The organism is Nocardioides sp. AX2bis (assembly GCF_902506435.1).
In the GTDB taxonomy this organism is placed as follows: domain Bacteria; phylum Actinomycetota; class Actinomycetes; order Propionibacteriales; family Nocardioidaceae; genus Nocardioides.
This window is the reverse complement of record NZ_LR733215.1, coordinates 309,237-332,721: the sequence shown is the minus strand read 5'-3', so window position 1 is coordinate 332,721 and position 23,485 is coordinate 309,237. Positions and strand designations below refer to the sequence as shown.

Here is a 23,485-nt window from a genome sequence, read left to right as displayed (position 1 = left end):
TGCGAACCCTGACCTGTACACCCCCGATGGAGGAGCGACCTTGATCTACATCACCGTGAAGAAGCAGCTCAAGCCCGGCACCGCGGACGCCTACCTCGCGGCGAGCCAGGCCTACACCGACGCGACCCGCGCCGAGCCCGGCAACATGTTCTACGAGCACTACCGCAGCGTCGACGACCCCGACACAATCCTCACGATCGAGGCGTTCGTCGACAAGGCCGCCGGCGAGGCGCACGTCGCGACCGACCACTTCCAGAACGGGGTCGAGGGCGACGCCAAGCAGTACATCGCCGAGCGCCCAGACATCATGTACATCGACGTCGACCGCGACGGCTGGGACAAGATGGCGGAGTTCTGAGCCGACCTTCCTGAGCCAGCCGACCTGAGCCAGCCGACCTGAGCCGACCGACGGCGCTTACCGCGCGTTCACCGCGACGCCGCTCCCGGCACCTACGGTGCCAGGCGTGAACCTCGTCTCGGGAGACCGCCGTACGTTCCTGCGCACCGTGAGCGCCGTCGCCGGCGCGGCGGCCGTCGCGGGCCTGCCCCTCGACCACGCGATGGCCGGGCCCGGGATGCCGCGCGGCAACCCGTTCACCCTGGGTGTAGCCAGCGGGGACCCGGACCACCGCAGCGTGGTGCTGTGGACGCGGCTGGTGCCGGACCCGCTGGCGCCCGACGGCGGCATGCCGCGCCGCGGAACGGCGGTCGAGTGGCAGGTCGCCGCCGACTCGAGGTTCCGCCGCGTCGTCCGCTCGGGCAGCGTGCGGGCCGTCCCGGCGCTGGCGCACTCGGTGCACGCCGAGGTCCGTGGGCTCGCCCCCGACCGTGAGTGGTGGTACCGGTTCCGCTGGAACGGCCGTCTCTCCCCCGTCGGCCGCACGCGCACGGCCCCCGCGCCCGGCGCCGACGTGGAGCGCCTCGACTTCGCGTTCGCGTCCTGCCAGAACTACGCCGACGGCTACTGGCCGTCGTACCGCCAGATCGCCGAGGACGACCTCGACCTCGTGGTCTTCCTCGGCGACTACGTCTACGAGGGCACGATGGCCGCGCGCGGTCGCGAGCGCGACGTGGCGATCCCCGAGGTCTACCGCGGTGACACGCAGACGCTGCGCGACTGGCGGCTGCGCTACACCCTCTACAAGCAGGACCCCGACCTCCAGCGCGCCCACGCCCGCTTCCCGTGGCTGGTCACCTGGGACGACCACGAGGCCGTCAACGACTACGCCGGCGAGCAGTCGCAGTACGGCGACGGCGACATCAGCGCCAAGCGGGCCGCGGCCTACCAGGCCTGGTACGAGCACCAGCCCGTCCGGATCGCCTCGCGCCCGGTCGACGGCGGCGCGCGGATCTACAAGCGGCTGCGCTGGGGCCGCCTGGCGCAGGTCGACCTCGTCGACGGCCGGCAGTACCGCGACGTGCCGCCGTGCGGCTGGGGCGAGGCCCCCGCCTGCGACGCGGCGTACGCCCCCGGCGTGAGCATGCTCGGCGCCGAGCAGGAGCGCTGGTTGTACGACGGGCTGCGTCGCTCGCGCGCGCAGTGGGACGTGCTGGCCAGCAACGTGATGGTGGCCCGTCTCGACCACGACGGCCCCAGCGGCGACCGGCTGTGGCACGACGCGTGGGACGGCTTCCCCGCCGCCCGACAGCGCCTGATCGGCGCTTGGAAGGACGCGGGGACGCGGAACCCGGTCGTGATCACCGGCGACTGGCACTCGACCTTCGTCAACGACGTCCTGGCGAACCACGACCGTCCCGAGTCGCCGGTCGTGGCGACCGAGTTCGTCGGAACGTCGGTGAGCTCGAACGGCGATCGGACGCCGTACGGGCCCTACTACGGACCGATGATCACGTTCAACCCGCACATCCAGTTCTTCGACGGCGACCGGCGCGGGCACGTGCGCTGCACGGTCGACCGCGAGCAGTTCCGGAGCGACCTGCAGATGGTCCGCACGGTCACCCGGCGCGACCCCGAGCGCTACACGTACGCGTCGTTCGCGGTGCAGGACGGGGTACCAGGGGCGATGAAGGTCTGACTGAGTTCGAACCTGCCCCACGAGGTGCGTTCAATGAGGGGATCTCAGCGAGGCACCCCTCGCAGTCGCAAGTGGGACGACAGCGAGGCGGCCCAAGCCGGCGGATAAGGAGAGCACCAGAACGGGACCGACCTCATCCCCGTAGAGGAGGTACCCGGCCACCAGACCCGCGACCGTAGCTCCTCCCACGCCCCAGCTCTGCGAGGTGGCCCGCCACGTCAGGAGGTGCACCACGAGGGCACCCACCGCGCCGACGACGGCCGCGGGGATGGCGCCGAAGAGGACGACGACGAAGACGATGTCGGGAAAGTCCCGGAGGTTGCCGGCCTCCCAGGCGTCGACCGCAGCCAGCCCGAACGCAAAGATCACGAGGCTGACCGCGATGGCCAAGGCGTACCCGAGGAAGCCCGGCGTCGCCCTGCGACGCCCCTCCGATGCGGGTTCAGGCACGGTCAACTCCATGGGCCGCCCCCTCGGGGCACGGCCCAGGTCGTTGTCCTGCTGCTCGTCGCACATGCTGACATGTTGCCGCGTCCAGGAGGAACACCCAGTGCGCTGCGCACCCTCAAGGGGTTAGTCCGACCGCCCCGGGGTCGAACTATGGTCGGGACTTCCCTGCTTCCTGACTCTGGAGTCCGCATGAACCCGACCCACATCCCGATCCGCGTCGCCACCGGCGCCTACATCCTCAACTCCGGCATCGGCAAGCTCGGCGCCGACGAGGGCACGGCGCAGTTCCTGCACGGCGCGGCCGCCGGCACGTACCCCTCGGTGTTCAAGGACATGAAGCCGAAGACGTTCGCCCAGGTGCTCGCCTACAGCGAGATCGCCGTCGGCGGCGCGCTGCTGCTGCCGAAGGTGAACGCGACGGTCGCCGGCGCCGCACTGACCGGGTTCGGCGCGAGCCTGCTCGGGATGTACCTCAAGACCCCGTCGATGACCCTGGACGACGGCATCCGCCCCAGCCAGGAGGGCATCGGTGTCGCCAAGGACGTGTGGCTCGTCGGCGCCGGGATGACCCTGGTCGCCCAGGGCGTCACCTCGGCCGCGAAGTCGGGCGTGAAGTCGTCGCGCAAGGCCACCAAGCGGGCCGCGAAGAACGCCAGCAAGAAGGCGTCGTCCCTCACCAGCAGCTGATCGTCGTGTCGTCGTTGCCCCGCCGGATCCGGATCGCCGGCAGCCTCACCTCCGCGATCGTCCTGTACGTCGCGGGCGGCGTGATGGTGGTGGCCGGGTTCGCGCGGGGCAGCAGCGGCGCGTCGTACTGGGTGTTCGCGGTGATGCTGATCGGGGTGGCGTCGGCGACGCTGCTGCTGCCGTGGCTCAGCGAACGGCTCGGCGGTCGGTAGTCGCGGAACGCGTCACGGCGTCAGTTCGTCCTCGGTCGGCAGGAACGACGTACGGGGCTGCCGGTACAGGTAGGCCCACACCTCGCCGGTCCACAGCTCCAGCTCGCCCGGACGGTTCGGCGACGGGTAGTGCCCGGGCGGCAGGACGTGCGGCACGGGAGCGCGCTGGACGGACCCCGCGTCGTCGAGGCGCCACAGACCCTGCAGGTCCCAGGGCGCGCCCCGCATCCCCGAGGCCGGGAATCGCACCTCGTGGTCGCGGGCGAACGACGCCACCATGTGGTCGAGGCGGCAGTACCCCGCCTGGAGCTCCTTCCACTGCGCGCCCCGGATCATGAGGAGCACGGCGCCGACGACGCCGACGACTGCCGCGCTCAACAGCCCCAGGGCCCAGCCCGGCGCGTCGAGCGGGCCTGCGGCGACGAGGACCGTCAGGACCCCGGCCGTCGCAGCACCCACGCTCGCGAGCAGCAGGTGGCGGGAGTTGGGCGCGACCGGCTCCGGCGGGGACGGCGGCACCTGCGGGAGCAGACCGAGCTCGGCGGCTCGCTCGAACCCTGGTACGTCGCGCGGGTCGCGCCTGGTCACCGGCCTCGTGCGCTTCGCCACGACGACAGTGTCGCCACCGGGGGCGGCGCACCGCTGGAGAACGCGGAAGTGTGCTGGCAGAGCACGGCGGGCGCACCCGCTCGCCGAGCGGGGACTCCGTCAGGAGCCGGAGGCAACGAGCGCGTCCCCGAGTGCCGTACGCCAGTAGAGGACCTCCCGTCCGGAGCGCCGTCTGGTGACAGCACCGGACCCCAGCAGGATGCGCAGGTGACTGCCGACCGAGCCCAGGACCAAGCCACTGAGGGCGCTGACCTGTGAGGTGCTGCGCGGCACGTCGAGGAGGGCCAGGACCAGGGCGCGGTTCGCGCCGATCAGGGCGCCGAGCCCCTCGGCCTGGGCCGCGTCGACGGAGGCGAGCCGGCCTGCGACCGGGTAGTAGACGGCGTAGCGCTCGTCCCGCCAGCCGACCCAGCTGCCGTCGGCGTGGGTGGGCACGAAGGTCAACCGGGCGTTCGGGGGCAGCGTGCGGGCCGGCAGGTCGTAGCGGTTGATCCGGAGGTGTCCGTCGCCGTCCCACTCCCGGTCCCGACCGAGGTCGCGGAGGACGGCGGCCCAGCCGTGCCAGGCGAGCTGGGCGGTACGCGCGACGACGTCGGCGCGGAGGATCCGCTCGCGCCGGGGCCAGTCGGTCTCGACGGTGTGGGTCCACAGCCACCGGACCACCTCGATGGCGACGTCGCGAACACCCGGTTCTAGCAGGTGCCGCGTGAGCGGAGCGCCGGTGGTCTCGAGCAGGTCGGTGCGGAGGTCGTCGTCGGTCAGCCCGGCGATCAGGGCGACCTCGTGGTCGAAGGTGGGGTCGGGGACGTCTGCGGGATCGGCCAGGTAGTCGGCGATCCAACCGGGCACCCCGGGCCTGGACTGACGGAAGCTGGCACCCAGCAGGTCGCGCGCGGCGGGGTGGGCGGTCAGCCACTGCTCGAACGCCGCCCGGTGGGCGGTGTTGAACACCCGCTGCTCGGGTGAACGCGGGTTGAGCAGGGAACCCAGCGCAGCAACGACCTCGGCCTTCGGGGAGATGCCGAAGCCGCTCACAGCAAGAACGTCGGCCGGCACGTTCCAGGTCCCCACGTTTCGCCTCCCGACGAAACATTAGCGCCGCGTCGGCGACTGGTCGACGCTCGACCCATGCGGACCTACCGGGAGCTGTTCGGCGTCGCGGAGTTCCGCGTTCTCTTCGGCGCGACGTCGTTGATGGTCGGCGCAGCCTCGGTCGGGAGCCTCGCCCTGGGCACGCTCGCCTACGCAGAGACCGGGTCGCCGCTGGTCACCGCGTTCGTGATGTTCGGCGGTCCGCTGGTCCGGCTGGTCTGCTCGTGGTTCCTGCTCTCGCTGGCAGACCTGTGGCGTCCGCGTACGTCGATCGCGCTGGTCGCGGCGATCGAGGCGGCCTCGTTCGCCGCACAGGCGATCCCGGGTCTCCCCCTCGTGGCGCGGTTCGGTCTGCTGCTCGTGCCGTGGGTCCTGCTGTCGGCCTTCGGCGGCAGCACCATGGCGCTGGTGGCCGACATCCTCCCCGAGGGGGCCTTCGTGTTCGGCCGGGCGACCATCAACATCGCGGTCGGCGTCATGCAGATCGCCGGGTACGGCCTCGGCGGGGCGCTCGTCCTGGTGTTCAGCACGTCGGAGATGTTCCTCGGTGCCGCAGCGACCGCCCTGGCTGTCGTCGTGCTGGTGCGCCTCGGCCTGACGGACCACCCGCCCCGGAGCACGGGTCGGGCGGTGCCCCGGAGCAGGGCGGTCAACCGGCTTCTCCTCGGGTCCCCGACGCTCCGCCCGGTCTACCTCGCCCTGTGGGTGCCCAACGGGTTGGTGGTCGGCTGCGAGGCGCTGATCGTGCCGTACGCCGGCGAGCGGGCCGGGTTCCTCTTCGCCGCGACGGCTGTCGGGATGCTCGCGGGCGACGTCGCGATGGGTCGGTTCGTGCCGCCGGCCTGGCGGGACCGGTTGGTCGAACCCGCACGGCTCCTGCTCGCCGTCCCCTGGCTGCTGTTCTTCCTGCAGCCGGGCGTCGTGACGGCCTGCCTCCTCGCCGCCGTCGCGTCGGTCGGCTACTGCGCGAGCCTGCCGCTGCAGGAACGCTTGATCACCCGAACCGGCGCCGACATCCGGGGACACGTCCTGGGTCTCAACGGCCTCGGCCTGATGGCGATGCAGGGGATCGGCGCCCTCGTGGCGGGCCTGGTCGCGACCCTGCTCGGGGCCGACGCCCACGCGGCCGGGACGGCGATGTCACTCATGGCGGTGGCCTCGGTCGCGGTCACCCTCGCGCTGACGCCCGGTCTCCGTCGTAGCCGCGCCGACCAGCCGGCCGCGGTCCTGACCCTGGGGTCCGCACGAGCCTGACCCCCATCCCGATCCGCGTCGTGACCGGCGCCTCCATCCTCACCCCCGGCCGGCGAGCAGCTCGATCGCCTCCGGACCGAGCACCAGCGCGCCGACGGACACGGCGGCCACCGCGGCGGACGCCGCCGCCATCCGGACCAGGGCCCGCAGCCGGCGGCGGGACGTACCGGCCTCGGCCGGCACGTCGATCAGGTCCCTGCGCAGCACGGCGGACGCCTGGCGCGCCTCCGAGGACGACAGCACCGGCGTCGCGAAGCGCACGACCTGCTCGAGCGCACCCACCGAGGCGACCAGCACGCCGTCCACGTGGTCGGCACGCTCGGCACCGCCCCGCACGCAGAGGACCGGCCGGCACCGGTCGCGGTAGCGAGGCGGTGCGAGACCGGTGACGACGGCGGCGTAGTCCGCGAGCGCCGCCGCGTCCAGGCACGACCCGTCGGGCTCTGCGGTCAGGTAGCGGATGAGGTAGATGCCGCTCGGGCCGACGAGCACGTGGTCGATCAGCACGTCCGGGCGGCCGGGCGAGCAGACCCGGCGCATCTGCGACCAGTACGCCGCCGGCAGCTCCGCCAGGGATCCGGCCGGGCGCGGCCGAGCGACCAGTGTCCGAGCCGTCGCTGCGCCCATGCGCAGAGCGTAGGAGCAGATGGGGTGGCGAGTGAGGGTTTCGCCTCACTCGGTGCGACGCGGCGTCGGTCGAGCGTCCGCCGCCCCTGGTCCGCGACCAGGAGAAGGTCCTCGGCTGACCCGACGCTGTGGCGGGCCGCCGTGGAAGGCTGCACACGTGCCGCCCGAGTACACCGTCACCCGCCTCTCGACCACACCGGTCAAGGGGCTGATGCTCGACCACCCCGACTCGATCGAGCTGACGACGCAGGGCGCTGCCGGCGACCGGCTCTTCTTCCTGGTCGACGACGAAGGCGGCCTGCAAAGCTGTACGCGCAACCCCGGCCTGTACGGCCTGAGTGCGACGTACGACGCGGAGACCCGTCACCTCGAGGTGAGTCGTGCGGACGAGATCCTCCACAGCGGTTCCGTCGTGGCCGGCGTCCGCGTCGACACCGACATGTGGGGGCTCCGCAGGCTGGCGGGGGACCTCGTCGCCGACCCGACGTGGAGCAGCTTCTTCTCCGACCTCGTGGGCCGCCGGGTCCAGCTCGTACGCGCCCGCGGCTCGGCGTTCGACGTCGAGCCCGTGACGCTGCTGGGAACCGCTTCGGTCGCGGAGCTGGCCACCAGGGCGGGGCTGACCGAGGTCGACTCGCGGCGGTTCCGGATGCTGATCGAGGTCGACGGAGGCGACCCACACGTCGAGGCTCCTGGGACGGGGAGCTGCTGCAGGTCGGCGGCGCGGTCCTGCGCGTCCGTGGTCAGGTCAAGCGCTGCGTGGCGACGACCCGGGATCCCGATTCGGGCGTGGCTGACCTCCAGACACTGCGGATGATCACGAACTACCGCGGCCGTCAGGAGTCCGTGCTCGGCATGGGCGCCTGCTTCGGGGTGTACGCCGAGGTGGTCGAGCCGGGCGAGGTCGCGGTCGGTGACCTTCTGAGGCCCGCGACCGGTCCGGTTGCAACGCCTGCGTAGTCGTCCGGCGTAGCGATCGGGCGTCTGCGACCAACGACGCCGACGTCCTCCCAGGTCAGCGAGCTTGCGGCCCGGGCCACCCTTCGGTCGCTACGCCGGACCCCCAACCGGCAGACGAGCGACCAGGACGAGTGACCAGGCGTCTAGAAGAGGTGCGGGACGAAGGTCTGCTCGTGGATCGGCGGACGCACGTAGGGCTCCTGGCGCATCTCCGGAATCTCGACGACGTCGGGGGCCATGTCCACGTAGTCGAACTGCGAGAGCAGATGGCTGATGCAGTTGAGCCGCGCCGCCTTCTTGTCGTCGCTGGGCACCACTAACCACGGCGCCTGCTTGATGTCGGTGAACTGGAAGGTGGTGTCCTTGGCCATCGAGTAGCGCACGTAGAGCTCATGCTCGGCAAGGTCCATGTCCGGGAGCTTCCAGCGCTTGAGCGGCTCGGCGTTCCGAGCCTCGAAGCGCTTGCGCTGCTCGTCGAAGGACACCGAGAACCAGTACTTGATGACCTGGATCCCCGATCGGACCAGCATCCGCTCGAACTCCGGGCAGCTGCGGAGGAACTCCTGGTGCTCCTCCTCGGAGCAGTAGTCCATCACCCACTCCACGTTCGAGCGGTTGTACCAGGAGCGGTCGAGCATCACCATCTCGCCCGCGGCCGGGAGGTGCTCCACGTACCGCTGGAAGTACCACTGCGTCCGCTAGCGCTCCGTCGGCTTGGGAAGGGCGACCACCCGCACCGTGCGCGGCGAGGTGCGCTCGGTGATCCGCTTGATCACGCCACCCTTGCCGGCTGAACCACGACCCTCGAAGATCACCAGCACCTTGAGGTCTTGGCGCTGGATCCAGTACTGCAGCAGCACCAGCTGCTCCTGCAGCCGTTCCATCTCCGCGTCGTAGACGGCGGAGCGGAGCTTGCCCTGCTTGTTGTACCGCTCGTCGCTCGGCTCGGCCGTCCGGGCCACGTCGTCGGGGCCAGCGGGCGGCCTGCCTGTCGATTCGCGAGCCACGAGACCTCCTGAGGTCGAGACCGGGTCCCCCGAGACTAGTCGGACTCCTCAGCCGCCCGCCGACAACCGACGGCGGGTGCTCCCGAGGTGGACCCGCATCGCCGCCCGCGCCGTCTCGGCGTCCCCCGCTGCCACTGCAGCCGCGACCTGCTCGTGCTCGCGATGCACCCGCTCTACGTGGGCGGCGTCGGAGAGCGAGTACTCGTCCGAGAGCCTGGTGCGCGGCAGCATGATCATCATCGGGCCGAGCGAGTCGAGCAGGTCGACGTAGAAGCGGTTGCCGGTCGCGGCGGCCACCGCACGGTGGAAGGCGAAGTCGGCCTCGACCGCCCCCTCGTGGCCTGCCTCGGTCAGCTGGGCCAGCGCTGACTGCACGGCCTTGGCCGACTCCGGCGTCACCCGCGCGGCGGCCAGGGCAGCGGCCTCGCTCTCCACGCCGATGCGGAAGTCGACCATCGCCAGGACGTCGTGGTGGGTGCGGATCGCGGACGACTCGAGCGAGAAGGTGGACGGTTCGGGGACGGTCAGCACGAACGACCCGCGACCCTGGAAGGTCTCGACCAGGCCCTCGGCCTGGAGGCGTGAGACCGCCTCGCGGACGACGGTGCGGGAGACGCCGTACTCGGCGACGAGGGCGGCCTCGGAGGGGAGCTTGGAACCGGGGTTCAGCTCGCCGCCGAGGATGGCGTCCTTGAGGCCGGAGACCACGCGGTGGGTCAGGGTGCCGGTGGGTTTCACGGGGGTACCTCATCACGTCGTGGTCACGGGGTCTCGTGACGCTCGCTTCGCTCGCTCCTCGACCACCGTCAACCGATGGTGACCGTCTCCTTCGTCAGCGCGCGCATCTGGTCGCTCAGCGTGAAGCCGAGGCCGGCGCGCTCGGGGACCCACATGCGGCCGTCGTGGATGTCGACGCGCTCGTCGAAGAGGGGGTTGAGCCACTCGAAGTGCTCCACCCACGGCTCGGTTGGGTAGGCGGCGGCGAGGTGGAGGTGGATCTCCATGGCGTAGTGCGGGGCCAGCGCCAGGCCGGCGTGCGCGGCCAGCGTCGCGAAGCGCAGGAAGGGGGTGATGCCGCCGATGCGGGGGGCGTCGGGCTGCACGATCCCGCGGTAGCCCGCATCGATCAGCGCCATGTGTTCCGGCACCGAGGTCAGCATCTCGCCGGTGGCGATCGGGGTGTCGAAGACGTGGCTGAGGTCGGCGTGGCCGACGGCGTCCCAGGCGTCGAGGGGCTCCTCGATCCAGACCAGGTCGTGCTGCTCGAGCTCGCGGCACATCCGGCGGGCGCGGGCGCGGTCCCACTGCTGGTTGGCGTCGACCATGAAGGGGCCGCCGCCGAGGTGCTCGCGCAGCGCCTCGACGCGGCGCAGGTCCTCGCGCCAGTCGGGCTGGCCGACCTTGATCTTGATCCCGCCGATGCCCATCTCGAGCGAGGCGGTCGCCTTCTCCTTGATCTCCTCGACCGACGCCTGCAGGAAACCGCCGGAGGTGTTGTAGACCTGGCACGAGTCCCGGTAAGCCCCGATCAGCTTAGCCAGGGGCAGGCCGGCGCGGCGGGCCTTGAGGTCCCACAGCGCCACGTCGAGCGCGGCCACGGCCTGGGTCGCCACGCCGGAGCGGCCGACGGAGGCGCCGGCCCACATCAGCGACTGGTAGATCCGGTCGATGTCGGAGGGGTCCTGGCCGATCGCGACCTCGGCGACCTCGCGCAGGTGCGTGAACTGCGCCGGGCCGCCGGCGCGCTTGGAGTAGCTGAACCCCATGCCCTCGAAGCCGTCCTCGGTGGTGATCTCCACGAAGAGCAGGACGGTCTCGGTCAGCGGCTTCTGGCGCCCGGTGAGGACCTTGGCGTCGCTGACCGGCGTCTCCAGCGGCAGGACGACGTGGGAGAGCTTGAGGCTGCGGATCTTGTCGGACACGGGCGGTTCCCCTCGGAGTGGAGCAACTTGTATGATGAGTGCAGAAGTTATCCTACGAATGTCAGGAGCGCCAGTGAGTGCGCCGATCCAGCCCCCGCCCCGCCAGCTCCCCCGCTGGGACGACCTGCGCCCGTTCCTCCAGCTGCGCGACGCCCACCGCGACCCCGTCGAGCGCCGCCTCGCCCGCTGCCTGAGCATCGACGACCTCGAGAAGCGGGCCCGGCGGCGCGTGCCGGCCGCGGTCTGGGACTACGTCGCCGGCGGCTCCGAGTCCGAGGTGTCCCTGGCGCGCAACCGGGCGGCGTACGACCGGGTCGAGCTGCGCCCGACGACCTTCGGGCAGGTCCCCGAGCCGAGCACCGCCACCACGATCCTGGGCCGGCCCGCGGCCGCGCCGGTCGTGCTCGCGCCCACCGGCTACACCCGCCTGTCCCACCACACCGGCGAGCGCGCGGTCGCGGCCTCCGCCGCCGGGGCGGGGCTGCCGTACACGCTCTCCACCTACGCCACCGCCTCCGCCGAAGACGTCGCGGACGCCTCGCCCGGCGGGCGGAACTGGTTCCAGCTCTACGTCATGAAGGACCGTGCGGTCACCGCCGAGCACGTCGCCCAGGCCCGCGAGCACGGCTACGAGGCGCTGATGATCACCGTCGACACCACGGTCACCGGGCTCAAGCGCAAGGACGTGCGCAACGGGTTCGCCATCCCGCCGGCGCTCACCGCGCGCACCCTCGCCGGGCTGGCCCGCCACCCCGGCTGGGTCTCGAACATCCTCACCACCGAGCCGCTGCGGTTCGCGACCTTCCCCGAGGGGTCGCCCTACGGCCGGTGGGGGATGTCCAACGAGCTGCGCGAGCAGACCCTGCGCCCGGCCGACGTCGCGAGCATCAAGGAGCAGTGGGGCGGCCCGGTCGTGGTCAAGGGGATCCTCTCGGTCGGCGACGCGGTCGCCTGCGTCGAGGCCGGCGCCGACGCCGTCGTGCTCTCCAACCACGGCGGGCGCCAGCTCGACCGCTCCCCCGCCCCGCTCGAGCTGGTCGCGCCCGTCGTCGAGGCGGTCGCCAAGGTCAGCGGCACCGCCGAGGTCTACGTCGACTCCGGGGTGCGCCACGGCGGCGACGTCGTCGCGGCCCTCGGCCTCGGCGCCCGCGCCGTGCTGATCGGGCGGCCCTACCTCTACGGGCTGATGGTCGGCGGGCAGCGCGGCGTCGACAAGGCGCTCGCGCTGCTGGTCGCCGAGATGCGCCGCACGATGTGCCTGCTCGGCACGCCCGACGTCGCCTCGATCACCGACGCGCACGTCCGGCTGCGCGACTCATGACCTCAGCCGAGCGGGGTGACCAGCCGACCGTCGTCGAGGAACGACGCCACGTTGGCCAGGACCAGGTCGCGCATCGCGGCCCGGGTCTCCACCGTGCCGCTGGCCAGGTGCGGCAGCAGCACCACGTCGTCGCGTTCCAGCAGCGCGGCGGGCACGTGCGGCTCGTCGGCGAACACGTCGAGCCCCGCCCCGCCGAGCCGGCCGGCCTCGAGCGCGGCGACCATCGCGGCCTCGTCGACCACGGCGCCGCGGGCGACGTTGACCAGGAACCCGTCCGGGCCGAGCGCGTCGAGCACGGCCGTGTCGACCGCGCCGCGGGTGCGGTCGGTGAGCGCGCAGGCCAGCACCAGCACGTCCACCTCCCGGGCCAGCTCGACCAGGTCCGCGACCAAGGGCAGGTCGACACCGTCCTGCGGGCCGCTGCCGGTGTAGGACACCGCGCACCCGAACGCCTCCAGCCGCGCCGCGACCGCCTTGCCGATCCGGCCCAGGCCGAGGATGCCGACCCTGGCTCCGCTCACGCGCCGCGCCAGCGGGAAGGCGTACGACCCGCCGCCCGGCCGCGCCCACTCCCCGCGCCGGACGAACCGGTCGGCCGCGCTCAGCCGCCGCATCACGTCGATCACGAGCCCCACCGCGGTGTCGGCGACGCAGTCGGTCAGCACGTCGGGCGTGGTCGAGGCGACCACCCCGCGCGCGGCCAGTGCGGCGAGGTCGGTGCGGTCGTGGCCGACCCCGAAGTGCACGACAGCGCCGAGGTCGGGCAGCCGGTCGAGGGTGTCGGCGCGCACGCCCGTGCGTCCCGTGGTCACTGCCACCCGCACCCCGGCGCCGCTCCCCGCCGCGGAGTCGAGCGACTCCAGCGGGCGGGCGGCGTACCGCTCCTCGAGCGCGGCCACCAGGTCCGGCATCAGCGGGCCGACGGTCACGACTGCGGGAGAGTGGGTCACGGCCGGACCGTAGGCAGCGCCGGCGAGCATCGTCCAGTGCCGTCCGGGCATCACCGCACCACCTCGGGAAAGTGACCGCGTGGACCTGCTGACCGGCTTCACCACCATCCTCGCCGTGATCGGCGCCGGCGCCTTCCTGGCCCACCGCGGGATCATCGACGGGGCCGCGCAGCGCACCCTGGCCGAGGTCTCGTTCTTCGTGGCCACCCCGGCGCTGATGCTGACCACGATCAGCCGCCTCGAGATCGGCGCCGACACCACCGCCAACGTCGTCGCCTCCGCGGCCTCGCTCGCGACCTGCTTCCTCGTCTTCGCCCTGGTCTCCCGGCTGGTCTGGCGCAACGAGGGCGGCGACGTCCTGATCGGAGCGCTGGTCTCGTCCTACGTCAACGCCGGCAACCTCGGCATCGCCGTCGGCGCCTACGTCGTGGGCGACGCCGCCGTCGTCGTGCCGACGCTGCTGGTGCAGGTGCTGGTGGTCCAGCCGTTGAGCCTGGCCTACCTCGACCGCCGCGCCGGCAGCGGCACCAGTGCCGTGTCGGTGGTGAAGCGGCTGGCCGGCAACCCGCTGACCATCGGCTCCGCGATCGGGCTGGTCCTCGCCGTCTCCGGGTGGACGCTGCCCGCGATCGTCGGCCAGCCGGTCGCGCTGCTGGCCGGGCTGGCCATCCCCGCGATGCTCCTGTCGTACGGCGCCGCGCTCCGCCTCAGCCCCCCGCTCGGCCGGGCCGGGCAGCGCCGCGAGGTCGTCACCGCGACCGTGCTCAAGCTCGCCGTGATGCCGGTCGTCGCGTGGGCGGTCGGCTCCGCCTGCGGCCTCGACGGCCGCGCGCTGCTCGGCGTCGTGATCGTCGCCGGGCTGCCCACGGCGCAGAACATCTTCCTGCACTCGACCCGCTACCGCGTCGGCGAGACGCTGGCCCGCGAGGTCGTCCTCGTCACCACGCTCGGCTGCCTGCCGGTGGCGCTGCTGATCGCCCTGCTGCTCGGCTGATGCCGCCCCCTACCCCGACCACGGAGCTCCGATGACCGTCCCCGACCGCCTGCTCGACGCGCTCACCGCCGCGCTCGGACCCGCCGGCGTCCTCACCGCCGCCGCCTCCCCCGACGACGTGGCCGGCCACGTCGTCGACTGGCGCGGGGCGTACCGCGGCACCACCCCGGCCGTCCTCCGCCCGGGCTCGACCGCCGACGTGGCGACCGCCGTACGCCTGTGCCACGAGGCCGGCGTCGCGCTCGTCCCCCAGGGCGGAAACACCGGGCTGTGCGGCGGCTGCATCCCCGACGCCTCCGGGTCCCAGCTGGTGCTGTGGCTCGGCCGGATGCGCGCGGTGCGCGACGTCGACCCGGTCGGCGGCAGCGCGACCGTGGAGGCCGGGGTGACCCTGCGCGGACTGCAGGACGCGGCCGCCGGGGTCGGTCGGCTCTTCCCCCTCTCGCTCGGCTCCGAGGGCAGCGCGACGGTGGGCGGCGTGCTGGCGACGAACGCCGGCGGCACGGGCGTGCTGCGCTACGGGATGATGCGCGACCTGACCCTGGGGCTCGAGGTCGTGCTGCCCGACGGACAGGTGTGGGACGGGCTGCGCGCACTGCGCAAGGACAACACCGGCTACGACCTCAAGCAGCTGTTCATCGGCGCCGAGGGCACGCTCGGCGTGATCACCGCGGCCACCGTCCGCCTGTTCCCGGCGACCCCGGCGCGGGCGACGGCGTGGGTCGCCGTGCGCGACGTCGCCGCCGCCGTCGACCTGCTGGCGGTCGCCCAGGAGCATGCCGCCAGCGACCTGACCACCTTCGAGATCGTGTCGCGGGAGGCGGTCGGGCTGGTGCTCGACCACGCCCCGGGCGCGCGGGACCCGTTCCCCGGGTCGCACCCCTGGTACGTCCTGCTCGAGCTCGCCGCTTCAGTCACTGAAGTGCTCGAGTCCGGCCTCGAGGAGGTGCTGGTCGCCGCCGACGAGCGCGGGCTCGTGGCCGACGCGGTGGTCGCGGGCGGGCCCGCGCAGCGTACGGCGCTGTGGCTCCTGCGCGAGGGCGTCTCCGAGGTGCAGGGCGCCGCCGGGCCCAGCCTGAAGCACGACGTCACCGTCCCGATCGCCGCGCTGCCCGCCCTCGTGGCCGCCACCGACCGGGCGCTGGAGGCGGTGCTGCCGGGCGTACGCCGGATCACCTACGGCCACGTCGGCGACGGCAACCTGCACCACAACCTCTCGAAGCCGGTCGGCGCCCCGGACGCGGTCCTGCTCGAGAAGGCGGACGCGCTCTCGGCCGCGATCTACGACGAGGTGACGCGTCTGGGCGGCAGCATCTCGGCCGAGCACGGGCTCGGGTCGGCCAAGCGGGACCTCGCCGACGCCTACGGCGACCCGGTCGAGCGCGAGCTGATGCGGACGGTGAAGCGGGCACTCGACCCGCGGGGGCTGATGAACCCGGGGAAGGTCGTCTGAGGGGTCTCGACAACCGGCCCCGTCCGGTGTTGGGTGTCTCACACTGCGGAGCCTCCGGTGCACCGCGTTCTCGGGAGGAAATACATGCGTCTCAGACTGCAATCGCGCCGCCGGGCGGCGGTGCTCGGCGCTGGCCTGTCCGGTGCCCTCGCCCTCACCCTGGCCTCGGCCGCGGTCTCCGGCCCCGCCGCCGGCGAGCCGGGCAACGGTGCGGACGACCGCGTGCAGGTGGTCCGGGTCGACGCCCCGACCGTCGACAAGCGCAACGAGGTGCTTGCGCTCGGGCTGGACCCGACCGAGCACGCCGACAAGAAGAGCATCGAGGTGGTCCTCTACAACGAGGCCGACCGCGAGACGCTGCGCGACGCGGGCTTCACCTGGACCGTCGAGGTCCGCGACCTCGAGGCGCTCAGCGAGCGCCAGCGCAAGGCGGACCAGGCGTACGCCGCCCGCGTCGCCGAGTCGCCGCTGCCCAGCGGCCGGACGGCCTACCGCACCTACGACGAGTACCTCTCCGACATGCGGATGCTGGCCCAGCGCTACCCCAGGCTGACCAAGCCGCTGACGCTGGAGAACCGCACCGTGCTCGGCGAGCCGATCAAGGGTCTCGAGATCACCACCGGCGCCGACAACGTCAAGGACGGCAAGCCGACCTTCCTGCTCCTCGGCGCGCACCACGCGCGGGAGTGGCCCAGCTCGGAGAACACCCTCGAGTTCGGCTTCGACATGCTCCAGTCGTCCGCCGAGGGCGACCCGCGCGCCGAGCGGCTCCTCGAGGGCTCCCGGTTGATCATCGTGCCGGTCGTCAACGTCGACGGGTTCAAGGTCTCGCGCGGCGCCGAGCCGCTAGGTGACTTCTCGACCTTCGACTACGAGATGAAGCGCAAGAACTGCTCCATCTCCGAGGACACCCCCGAGCAGTACCTCGGCGGGACCTGCGAGGACAACCCGGCCGGGCGGCTGCGCGGCACCGACCTGAACCGCAACTACCCCGGCTTCTGGGGCGGCGGCGGCGCGAGCACCAGCTGGTCGGGTGACACCTTCCGCGGCGACGGCCCCGGCAGCGAGCCGGAGAGCGACGCGGTGCGCCAGCTCATCTCCGAGCGCGCGGTCACGATGATGATCAGCAACCACACGTACTCGAACCTGATCCTGCGCCCGCCGGCCATCGCCTCGACCGGCAAGTCCCCCGACGAGCTCGCGCTCAAGGAGCTCGGCGACTCGTGGGCCGAGGAGAACGGCTACGTCAGCCAGGCCTCCTACCAGCTCTACGACACCTCCGGCTCGACCGAGGACTGGAGCTACTGGATCACCGGCGGCTTCGGCTACACCTTCGAGATCGGCCCGGACTCCTTCCACCCGGCCTACGAGGACGGGGTGGTCGGCGAGTACACCGGCGCCACCGAGGCGGCCGGCAGCGGCGGCGGCAACCGGGAGGCCTACCTCCAGGCCATGGAGGCGGCGATGGCGCCGAAGTACCACTCCCGGATCACCGGGCGCGCGCCCGCCGGGCGCACCCTGACGGTCAGCAAGACCACCATCTCGCCGACCTCGCCGGTGCTCCAGGCCGACGGCACGACCCGCAGCCAGATCTACTTCGAGGACCACCTGACGACCGACTACCGCTCCGACGGCGGCCGGTTCCGGATGGACGTCAACCCCTCGACGCGCCCCCTGGTCGCCGGTCGCTACGGCCGCCTGCCCGAGGCGCCGCCCCAGGAGACGCTCACCCTCACCAACCCCGCGGGCGTGCCCGCGGAGGGTGCGTCGGAGGAGACGACCTTCGAGGTGGAGGGCCTGCCCGACGCCGACAACGGCTTCGCCCGGGTGAGCATCGAGTGGCCCGACGACGCCGACTGGGACTTCTACATCACGGGCCCCGACGGCACGACGGTCGGCTCCGGCGCGACGCTGGACAACCCCGAGGTCATCACGATCCCCGACCCGGTCGCCGGGACGTACACCGTGACGGCCGAGAACTACGAGGGCGGCGTGGCCGAGTGGTCCGGCGAGGTGTCCTTCGACGGTCCCGAGCCCCCGCAGACCAGCGGGATCAAGGAGGCCTGGCAGCTCACCTGCACCGACCGTCGCGGCGAGGTCTACGCCAGCCGCCGCGTCGTGGTCGACCGGGGCGAGAGGGTCGACGTCGGCAAGGTCTGCGTGCCGCGCAAGCGCCGCTGACCCGACCGGCTCCGCACTGACAGCAGCGGATCACTGCCACCTGGTGGCAGTGATCCGCTGCTGTCGTGTCGGGGGCATACGCGGGCAGGGTAGGACGGGTGCCGGCGAGCCCCGGACGTCATACGAGGGGTGCACCCGTGTGGACGGTTCGTATGACGTCCTGCGGCCCGCCGGGCGCTGGCGGCGCTAGCGCTTGCGGACCACCAGGCGGTCGGCGTCCGCGGTCACGACCGCCATCCGGCGGGGTACGCCCTGGGTCGCCCCCTCGCTCAGCGTGAGGGTGTCGTCGGTGAGGTCCCAGCTGCCGCTGGCCTCCTCGGGCGCGTCGGTCGCGCCGAGGCCGGACTCGGCGAAGGTGCCGTCCGCCCGCAGCTCGAACGCGACCCGGCCACGCGCCGGGGGCAGGACGGTGCCGACCGGGCGGAACACCATCTCCCCGTCGGCGTCCTCCTCGTGCACGTGCACCCACCGGCCGGTGACGTCGTCGCTCCTCGTGCCGGCGCGAACGACTTCCGCGGCCCGGCCAGGCACGCATTCATCCGGGTCACCTGGCCGGCGGTGAACATGAACATCGCGGCGTCGTCGACGTAGTCCATGTAGTTCATGAACATGCCGCCGTGCGGGCCGTTGCTGCAGGTGATCACCGGGAAGGTCGGCTGCCCGGTGTTGGGGCCCTCGCAGTTCGGGGTGTCCGGCACCCGGTCGCCACCGCTGCAGTCGAGGGTGTCGCCCCAGATGTGGCGCAGGTTCAGCCAGTGCCCGATCTCGTGGGTCAGCGTCCGCCCGCCGTCGAACGGAGCCGCCGCGGTGCCCTCGGTCCCGACCGCGGTGTTCAGCACGACCACGCCGTCGGTCGCCTTGGGGCCGCCGGGGAACTGGGCGTACCCCAGCAGGCCGCCGCCCAGCGTGCACACCCAGATGTTGAGGTAGGCGTCCGCCGGCCAGGCCACCGAGCCGCCCCTGCCCGCCCGCTTGACGTCGTCACCGGGCCCGAACGAGCGACGCTCGGTCGGCACCCGCACGATCCCGTCGGTCTTCTTCCCCGACGGGTCCCGCCTTGCGAGCCGGAACTCGATCTTCGCGTCGGCGACCAGCCCCTGCCACGGCGCGGGCACCTTCGAGGTGTCCGGGTTGGTGGCGCGGAAGTCCCGGTTGAGCACGTCGAGCTGGCTCTGGAGCTGCGCCGCGCTGAGGTCCTCGGCCGGGGTGCGGTGCACGACGTGGAACACCACCGGGATCGTCACCATCCGGCGCGCGACCCGCTCGGCCTCGCCCGACATGACGGCGCGGGCGGTGAAGGCCTCCGCGCGCTGCTGGTTGCCGCGGAAGGACGGCTGCTCCTCGAGCAGCCGCTCGTACTCCTGCATGGCGGCGCACTGACGACGTCTCGGGGCCATCGGCCCTCCCCTCAGCTGGGCGGACCGGCGCACCTGGACGAGCGTTCAGCCCTCCGAGCGAGAATCCTCGGGGGCCCGAGGGCAGTCAAGGCGTTCCGGCGGTCGCGGTCCTGCGGGAGGATGAGGGGCATGGCGGCGGACGGCACCTGGGTCGAGTTCGACACCCTCGTCGAGCCCCTGCCGTGGGGCCGCAACGTCTACACGGTCCTGCGCCTCGACGAGCTGCTGGTCGACGCGGCCACCGCGGCCGGCACCCGGCGGCTCAAGGGCGACATCGAGGGCGTGGCGGTCAACGTCGGTCTGAACCGGGCCGACGTCCTCCCGGAGGCGTTCATGTACGCCGGCAAGGCGCTGCAGCGGCGTCTCGGCGTCACCCCCGGGGACGTCGTCCGGTGCCGGCTGCGGCCGGCCGACCCCGACCACGTCCCGGTGCCCGACGACGTGCGTGCCGCGCTCGAGGCTGCCGGCCGGCTTGGGGCGTTCGAGCAGCGCTCGCCGCCCGACCGGCGCCGGCTTCTGCAGCCGGTCGAGGACGCCGCGCGGCCCGAGACCCGCGTGCGGCGGGTCGCGGCGCTCGTACGCGACCTGGCGCCGGACTGAGCCAGCAGGGCGAGGCCGCCCGGGACGTCATACGCATGGTGCAGACGTGTGCACGGTTCGTATGACGTCCCGCGGCGCGCATGACGTCCGCGCCGGGTGAGCCGGGTCAGACGACCTGGAACGACCGCTTCGACAGCCCGATCTCGAACCCGTCGATGGCGGTGGCCGGCGGCGCGGTGGGGTCGTCGGCCGCACCGAGGGTCACGAAGAGCGGCGTGAAGTGCTCGACGGTCGGGTGGGCGTACGGCATGCCGGGCGCCCTGTCGCGGTACGACGCCAGCTCGTCCACGTCGCCGGTGCGCAGCGCGTCGGCCGCCCACAGGTCGAAGTCCGAGGACCAGCCGGGCACCTGGTCGGGGCGCGACCAGTCGAGGTACGGCAGGCCGTGGGTCATGTAGCCCGACCCGATGACCAGGACGCCCTGGGCCCGCAGGTCGCGCAGCCGGCGGCCGAGCTGCATCAGGCGGCCCGGGTCGTGCGTGGGCATGCTCATCTGGACCACGGGCACGTCGGCCTCGGGGTACATGATCTTCAGGGGCACCCACGCGCCGTGGTCGAGGCCGCGCGAGCGGTGCTGGTGCAGCTCCTCGCCCGCCGGCATCATCCCGGCCACCTGGCGGCTCAGGTCCGTGGCGTCCGGGGTGTCGTACCGCATCTGGAAGTACATCGGCGCGAAGCCACCGAAGTCGTAGACCAGGTCACTCGGGGTCGGCGTCGACAGCGAGGTCGGCGCCCGCTCCCAGTGCGCCGAGACGACGACGATCCCGCGTGGGCGCGGCAGCCGCTGCGCCCACGCGTGGAGCTCGTCCATCCAGCCCGGCATCTCGAACAGCATCGGCGCACCGTGGCTCAGGTAGAGCGCGGGCAGCGGGCCGTCCTCCGGCGTCCACGCCCGGTGGGGGCGGGAGCCGGCGAGCGCGGTCGCGGCGCGCAGGTGCGCGGCGAACGGGTGACCGGGGTCGATCCGCGCGTCGGCCCGGGCGGTCGACGTCAGCGTGGTGTCGATCATGGGTGTCTCCCTCTCGGGCCGGTACGGCGGGTCGGTGGGGTCTGGCCGGGGTGGGTCAGACGTTCTTGATGGCGGAGATGTCGAACTCGAGCTTGATCTTCTCGGACACGAGCACGCCACCGGTCTCGAGCGCGGCGTTCCAGGTCAGGCCCCAGTCCTTGCGGTTGATGGTGGTGCTGCCCTCGAAGCCGGCGCGCTGGTTGCCGAACGGGTCGGTCGCGGTGCCGGTGGACTCGAAGTCGATCGTGACGGACTTCGAGGTGCCCTTGATGACGAGGTCGCCGGTGATCGCCCAGTCGTCGCCCGAGCGCTTCACGTCGGTCGAGGTGAAGGTGATGGAGGGGTGGTTCTCGACGTCGAAGAAGTCGGCGGAGACCAGGTGGCCGTCGCGGTCGGCCGAGCCGGTGCTGATGGTCGAGACCGGGATGCTCAGCGCGACGGTCGAGGCGGAGGCGTTCGCGGCGTCGATGTGGGCGGTGCCGGTGAACTCACCGAAGGCGCCGCGGACGGTGGTGACCATGGCGTGGCGGGCCGAGAAGCCGAGGCGCGAGTGGCTCGGGTCGATCGTGTAGTCGCCGGTCAGGTCGACCGAGACGGGCGCGTCGGCGACGGCGGTCGCGACGCCGGCAGCCTGGGCCGGGTTCGAGGCGGTCGTGTCGGTGTCGGACTTCGAGCGGTTGAAGATGCCCATGGGGAGCTCCTTGGTGTCGGTGATTGGTTCAACGTTGACGTAACCATAACGGTTGAAACTTCAAGATGCAACTAATGCCGTACGCTCGGCGACGTGAGCGACGACACTCCCGGCACCCGGTGGCTCTCCGCCGACGAGCGGCAGAGCTGGCTCGCCCTCTCCCGCACCCTGATCACGCTCCCTGCCGCGCTCGACGCCCAGCTCCAGCGCGACGCCGGCCTGAACCACTTCGAGTACGTCGTGATGGCGATGCTCTCCGAGCAGCCCGACCACGCGCTGCCGATGTCGCAGCTGTCCTCGGTGGTGGCCGGGTCGCTCTCGCGCCTGTCCAACGTGGTCAAGCGGCTCGAGGCGCGTGGCTACGTGCGCCGCGACGGCCACCCCGAGGACCGCCGGGTCAAGGTCGCCCACCTCGAGGAGGCCGGCTGGCAGGCGCTGGTCGCCGCCGCGCCCGGCCACGTCGAGCACGTGCGCCACCTGGTGATCGACGCGATGCGCCCCCGCGAGCTGGCCCAGCTGCGCAACGCGCTGCTCAAGGTGCTCGACCGGGTGGACCCGGAGGGTCGCTCGGTGATCACCGAGCCGACCTGACCGGCCGGATCACGTCCCCTCCTCACCCCTGGCCGGGACGCGCCGCCGGGCGTACGGTGCCGGGACGGCCGCGCCCGCTCGGGGTGGGACCGCCTCACCGTGGAGGCACCGTGCACCTGCCTGGACCCGTCCGCTCCCTCGTCGCCGGCGCCGCCGGCCTCGTCCTCGCGCTGGGCCTGGTCCCCGCGTCGCCCGCATCACCCGCGACCGCCGCGCTACCGGCGGCTGCCGGTCCGTGCCCCCAGCTGCGCTTGGCCGACCACTGGTACGGCGACGTCGGCGAGCGGCTCCAGCAGGCGATCGACCAGGCCGGGTCCTGCGAGGGCTCCGGCAGCGACGCCCCGGTCGCGGTCTTCGACTGGGACAACACGATGATCAAGAACGACATCAGCGACCAGACCACCTTCTGGGTGCTGCGGAAGTCGCTGCTGCGCCAGCCCCCGCGCCGCGACTGGTCGACCACGAGCCGGTGGATCACCCCGGCCGCCGTCCGCGCGCTGCGCGACGCCTGCGGGTCGCTGGCCCGACCGGGCCGGGCCCTGCCCACCGGTGAGCGCCGACCGCAGGCGGTGGCTTGCGCCGACGAGATCCTCTCGATGCGCCTCGAGCAGACCACCACCGACGGGAGGCCGGGCTTCGCCGGCGGCTACGACCACCGCCAGATGAACGCGGGCTACGCCTGGATGGCGCAGCTGATGGCCGGGCGCACCCCGCGCCAGGTCCGGGCGCTGGCCGCCGACGCCCGTGACGCCGCGCTGCGCGCGGACCGGGGTGACACCTGGCGGGTCGGCAGCAGCCGCCAGATCCGCTGGGTCCGCTACTACGCCGAGCAGCGGGACCTGGTCGCCACGCTCGAGGCCGCCGGGATCACGCCGTGGGTGGTCAGCGCGTCGCCGCAGCTGTGGGCCGACGTCTGGGCGCCGGGCATCGGCGTCCCCCGCTCGCGCACGATCGGGATCCGCACGGTGCTCGAGGACGGCCGGGTCACCACCGGGATCGAGGGCTGCGGCGGCTACGCCGACGGCAGCGACCGGATCATGACCTACGTCGAGGGCAAGCGCTGCTGGGTCAACCAGGAGGTCCTCGGCATCCAGGGCCCCGCCGCGCTCGACGTCGCCCCGGCCGCCGTACGCCCGGTGATCGCCGTCGGCGACGCCTCGACCGACGTCTCGATGGTCGCCGACGCGACGCTGGCCCACGTCGTGCTGAACCGCAACAGCGACGAGGTGATGTGCCGCGCCTACGACGACGCCGACGGCCGCTGGCTGGTGACGCCGATGTTCATCAAGCCGCTGCCCCGGATGCCCGGCACCTACCCCTGCTCCACCGAGGGCGCGGAGCGCCGCGACGGGTCGTTCGGGCCGGTGCGACGCCCGGACGGCAGCGTGGTCCCCGACCAGCGGGACCGCGTCCACCCCTGAGGTTGCTCCTGCGTAGCGATG

The 23,485-nt window shown here is 72.7% G+C and carries 24 protein-coding genes and 1 pseudogene; 14 read left to right on the top strand and 11 right to left on the bottom strand.

The window, feature by feature from the left end; genetic code table 11:
- Positions 1–40 precede the first annotated feature (40 nt).
- Both GV155_RS01610 and GV155_RS01605 read left to right on the top strand, forming a co-directional pair.
- Entirely contained in the window at positions 41–358 is a 318-nt protein-coding gene (locus GV155_RS01610; protein ID WP_160004632.1) for a putative quinol monooxygenase, read from the top strand.
- Positions 359–464: 106 nt separating this feature from the next.
- The gene (locus GV155_RS01605; protein ID WP_236553842.1) at positions 465–2,036 is read left to right on the top strand and encodes an alkaline phosphatase D family protein; all 1,572 of its coding nucleotides are present in this window, start codon (positions 465–467) and stop codon (positions 2,034–2,036) included.
- A gap of 30 nt (positions 2,037–2,066) precedes the next feature.
- Here the strand turns inward: GV155_RS01605 and GV155_RS01600 are convergent, their stop codons facing one another.
- Positions 2,067–2,552: a hypothetical protein gene (locus tag GV155_RS01600; RefSeq protein ID WP_160004630.1), complete on the bottom strand. Its 486-nt coding sequence runs from the start codon at positions 2,550–2,552 to the stop codon at positions 2,067–2,069.
- Positions 2,553–2,675: 123 nt separating this feature from the next.
- Between GV155_RS01600 and GV155_RS01595 the strand changes: the two genes are divergently transcribed.
- The gene (locus tag GV155_RS01595) at positions 2,676–3,173 is read left to right on the top strand and encodes a hypothetical protein (protein WP_160004628.1); all 498 of its coding nucleotides are present in this window, start codon (positions 2,676–2,678) and stop codon (positions 3,171–3,173) included.
- Between the two features lie 5 nt (positions 3,174–3,178).
- The gene (locus tag GV155_RS01590) at positions 3,179–3,385 is read left to right on the top strand and encodes a hypothetical protein (RefSeq protein WP_160004626.1); all 207 of its coding nucleotides are present in this window, start codon (positions 3,179–3,181) and stop codon (positions 3,383–3,385) included.
- Between the two features lie 12 nt (positions 3,386–3,397).
- Here GV155_RS01590 and GV155_RS01585 read toward each other — a convergent pair whose 3' ends face one another.
- A complete protein-coding gene (locus GV155_RS01585) occupies positions 3,398–3,994 on the bottom strand; it encodes a hypothetical protein (protein ID WP_160004624.1) in 597 nt (198 codons plus the stop codon).
- A gap of 99 nt (positions 3,995–4,093) precedes the next feature.
- Positions 4,094–5,029, bottom strand: a complete 936-nt coding sequence (locus tag GV155_RS01580; protein WP_236553841.1) for an ArsR/SmtB family transcription factor — start codon at positions 5,027–5,029, stop codon at positions 4,094–4,096.
- Between the two features lie 93 nt (positions 5,030–5,122).
- On the opposite strand from GV155_RS01580, the gene GV155_RS01575 reads away from it, so the two are divergent.
- Positions 5,123–6,340: a hypothetical protein gene (locus GV155_RS01575; RefSeq protein WP_160004620.1), complete on the top strand. Its 1,218-nt coding sequence runs from the start codon at positions 5,123–5,125 to the stop codon at positions 6,338–6,340.
- Positions 6,341–6,379: 39 nt separating this feature from the next.
- Here the strand turns inward: GV155_RS01575 and GV155_RS01570 are convergent, their stop codons facing one another.
- Positions 6,380–6,967: a hypothetical protein gene (locus GV155_RS01570; protein WP_160004618.1), complete on the bottom strand. Its 588-nt coding sequence runs from the start codon at positions 6,965–6,967 to the stop codon at positions 6,380–6,382.
- 157 nt (positions 6,968–7,124) lie between these two features.
- On the opposite strand from GV155_RS01570, the gene GV155_RS01565 reads away from it, so the two are divergent.
- Together GV155_RS01565 and GV155_RS21080 are read left to right on the top strand one after the other, a co-directional pair.
- Complete coding sequence (locus GV155_RS01565; protein WP_160004616.1) at positions 7,125–7,784, top strand: MOSC N-terminal beta barrel domain-containing protein; 660 nt, start codon at positions 7,125–7,127, stop codon at positions 7,782–7,784.
- Positions 7,673–7,927, top strand: coding sequence for an MOSC domain-containing protein (locus GV155_RS21080; protein ID WP_442938855.1), 255 nt, complete (start codon positions 7,673–7,675; stop codon positions 7,925–7,927). The genes GV155_RS01565 and GV155_RS21080 overlap by 112 nt, the downstream gene beginning before the upstream one ends.
- A 143-nt stretch (positions 7,928–8,070) precedes the next feature.
- Here GV155_RS21080 and ppk2 read toward each other — a convergent pair.
- The 3 genes and pseudogenes from ppk2 to GV155_RS01545 all read right to left on the bottom strand — a co-directional run bounded on the left by ppk2 (position 8,071) and on the right by GV155_RS01545 (position 10,856).
- Positions 8,071–8,889, bottom strand: a pseudogene (ppk2, locus tag GV155_RS01555) (polyphosphate kinase 2).
- 93 nt (positions 8,890–8,982) lie between these two features.
- On the bottom strand, positions 8,983–9,672 hold the full coding sequence (locus GV155_RS01550; protein WP_160004614.1) for a FadR/GntR family transcriptional regulator: 690 nt from the start codon (positions 9,670–9,672) through the stop codon (positions 8,983–8,985).
- Positions 9,673–9,740: 68 nt separating this feature from the next.
- Positions 9,741–10,856: an L-talarate/galactarate dehydratase gene (locus GV155_RS01545; RefSeq protein WP_160004612.1), complete on the bottom strand. Its 1,116-nt coding sequence runs from the start codon at positions 10,854–10,856 to the stop codon at positions 9,741–9,743.
- A 73-nt stretch (positions 10,857–10,929) separates the two neighbouring features.
- Here GV155_RS01545 and GV155_RS01540 point away from each other — a divergent pair, with 73 nt between their 5' ends.
- The gene (locus GV155_RS01540) at positions 10,930–12,177 is read left to right on the top strand and encodes an alpha-hydroxy acid oxidase (protein WP_236553837.1); all 1,248 of its coding nucleotides are present in this window, start codon (positions 10,930–10,932) and stop codon (positions 12,175–12,177) included.
- Positions 12,178–12,179: 2 nt separating this feature from the next.
- Here GV155_RS01540 and GV155_RS01535 read toward each other — a convergent pair whose 3' ends face one another.
- A complete protein-coding gene (locus tag GV155_RS01535) occupies positions 12,180–13,127 on the bottom strand; it encodes a 2-hydroxyacid dehydrogenase (RefSeq protein WP_236553834.1) in 948 nt (315 codons plus the stop codon).
- Positions 13,128–13,206: 79 nt separating this feature from the next.
- Here GV155_RS01535 and GV155_RS01530 point away from each other — a divergent pair, with 79 nt between their 5' ends.
- From GV155_RS01530 to GV155_RS01520, 3 genes are all read left to right on the top strand, one after another.
- Positions 13,207–14,121 (top strand): AEC family transporter, encoded by a 915-nt coding sequence (locus tag GV155_RS01530; protein WP_160004608.1) that lies wholly within the window; start codon positions 13,207–13,209, stop codon positions 14,119–14,121.
- 31 nt (positions 14,122–14,152) lie between these two features.
- Complete coding sequence (locus tag GV155_RS01525) at positions 14,153–15,574, top strand: FAD-binding oxidoreductase (protein ID WP_160004606.1); 1,422 nt, start codon at positions 14,153–14,155, stop codon at positions 15,572–15,574.
- 84 nt (positions 15,575–15,658) lie between these two features.
- The gene (locus GV155_RS01520; RefSeq protein WP_160004604.1) at positions 15,659–17,755 is read left to right on the top strand and encodes a M14 family zinc carboxypeptidase; all 2,097 of its coding nucleotides are present in this window, start codon (positions 15,659–15,661) and stop codon (positions 17,753–17,755) included.
- 269 nt (positions 17,756–18,024) lie between these two features.
- Here GV155_RS01520 and GV155_RS01515 read toward each other — a convergent pair whose 3' ends face one another.
- A complete protein-coding gene (locus tag GV155_RS01515; protein WP_236553832.1) occupies positions 18,025–19,152 on the bottom strand; it encodes a zinc metalloprotease in 1,128 nt (375 codons plus the stop codon).
- 129 nt (positions 19,153–19,281) lie between these two features.
- On the opposite strand from GV155_RS01515, the gene GV155_RS01510 reads away from it, so the two are divergent.
- Positions 19,282–19,752, top strand: a complete 471-nt coding sequence (locus GV155_RS01510) for a YdeI/OmpD-associated family protein (protein WP_160004602.1) — start codon at positions 19,282–19,284, stop codon at positions 19,750–19,752.
- Between the two features lie 106 nt (positions 19,753–19,858).
- Here the strand turns inward: GV155_RS01510 and GV155_RS01505 are convergent, their stop codons facing one another.
- The gene (locus GV155_RS01505) at positions 19,859–20,761 is read right to left on the bottom strand and encodes a dioxygenase family protein (protein ID WP_160004600.1); all 903 of its coding nucleotides are present in this window, start codon (positions 20,759–20,761) and stop codon (positions 19,859–19,861) included.
- A gap of 55 nt (positions 20,762–20,816) precedes the next feature.
- Positions 20,817–21,452: a YceI family protein gene (locus GV155_RS01500; protein WP_160004598.1), complete on the bottom strand. Its 636-nt coding sequence runs from the start codon at positions 21,450–21,452 to the stop codon at positions 20,817–20,819.
- 93 nt (positions 21,453–21,545) lie between these two features.
- Between GV155_RS01500 and GV155_RS01495 the strand changes: the two genes are divergently transcribed.
- Both GV155_RS01495 and GV155_RS01490 read left to right on the top strand, forming a co-directional pair.
- Positions 21,546–22,043 carry a MarR family winged helix-turn-helix transcriptional regulator gene (locus GV155_RS01495; protein WP_160004596.1) on the top strand — a complete coding sequence of 166 codons (498 nt, stop codon included), beginning with the start codon at positions 21,546–21,548 and terminating at the stop codon, positions 22,041–22,043.
- A gap of 110 nt (positions 22,044–22,153) precedes the next feature.
- Positions 22,154–23,464 (top strand): haloacid dehalogenase-like hydrolase, encoded by a 1,311-nt coding sequence (locus GV155_RS01490; protein WP_201300015.1) that lies wholly within the window; start codon positions 22,154–22,156, stop codon positions 23,462–23,464.
- Positions 23,465–23,485: the final 21 nt, after the last annotated feature.

Excerpts from the sequence above, each read along its gene's own strand:
- GV155_RS01600 (WP_160004630.1), bottom strand. The coding sequence starts at position 2,552 with ATGTGCGACGAGCAGCAGGACAACGACCTGGGCCGTGCCCCGAGGGGG.
- GV155_RS01595 (WP_160004628.1), top strand. The coding sequence starts at position 2,676 with ATGAACCCGACCCACATCCCGATCCGCGTCGCCACCGGCGCCTACATC.
- GV155_RS01575 (WP_160004620.1), top strand. The coding sequence starts at position 5,123 with ATGCGGACCTACCGGGAGCTGTTCGGCGTCGCGGAGTTCCGCGTTCTC.
- GV155_RS01570 (WP_160004618.1), bottom strand. The coding sequence starts at position 6,967 with ATGGGCGCAGCGACGGCTCGGACACTGGTCGCTCGGCCGCGCCCGGCC.
- GV155_RS01525 (WP_160004606.1), top strand. The coding sequence starts at position 14,153 with ATGACCGTCCCCGACCGCCTGCTCGACGCGCTCACCGCCGCGCTCGGA.
- GV155_RS01520 (WP_160004604.1), top strand. The coding sequence starts at position 15,659 with ATGCGTCTCAGACTGCAATCGCGCCGCCGGGCGGCGGTGCTCGGCGCT.
- GV155_RS01515 (WP_236553832.1), bottom strand. The coding sequence starts at position 19,152 with ATGGCCCCGAGACGTCGTCAGTGCGCCGCCATGCAGGAGTACGAGCGG.
- GV155_RS01510 (WP_160004602.1), top strand. The coding sequence starts at position 19,282 with ATGGCGGCGGACGGCACCTGGGTCGAGTTCGACACCCTCGTCGAGCCC.
- GV155_RS01505 (WP_160004600.1), bottom strand. The coding sequence starts at position 20,761 with ATGATCGACACCACGCTGACGTCGACCGCCCGGGCCGACGCGCGGATC.
- GV155_RS01500 (WP_160004598.1), bottom strand. The coding sequence starts at position 21,452 with ATGGGCATCTTCAACCGCTCGAAGTCCGACACCGACACGACCGCCTCG.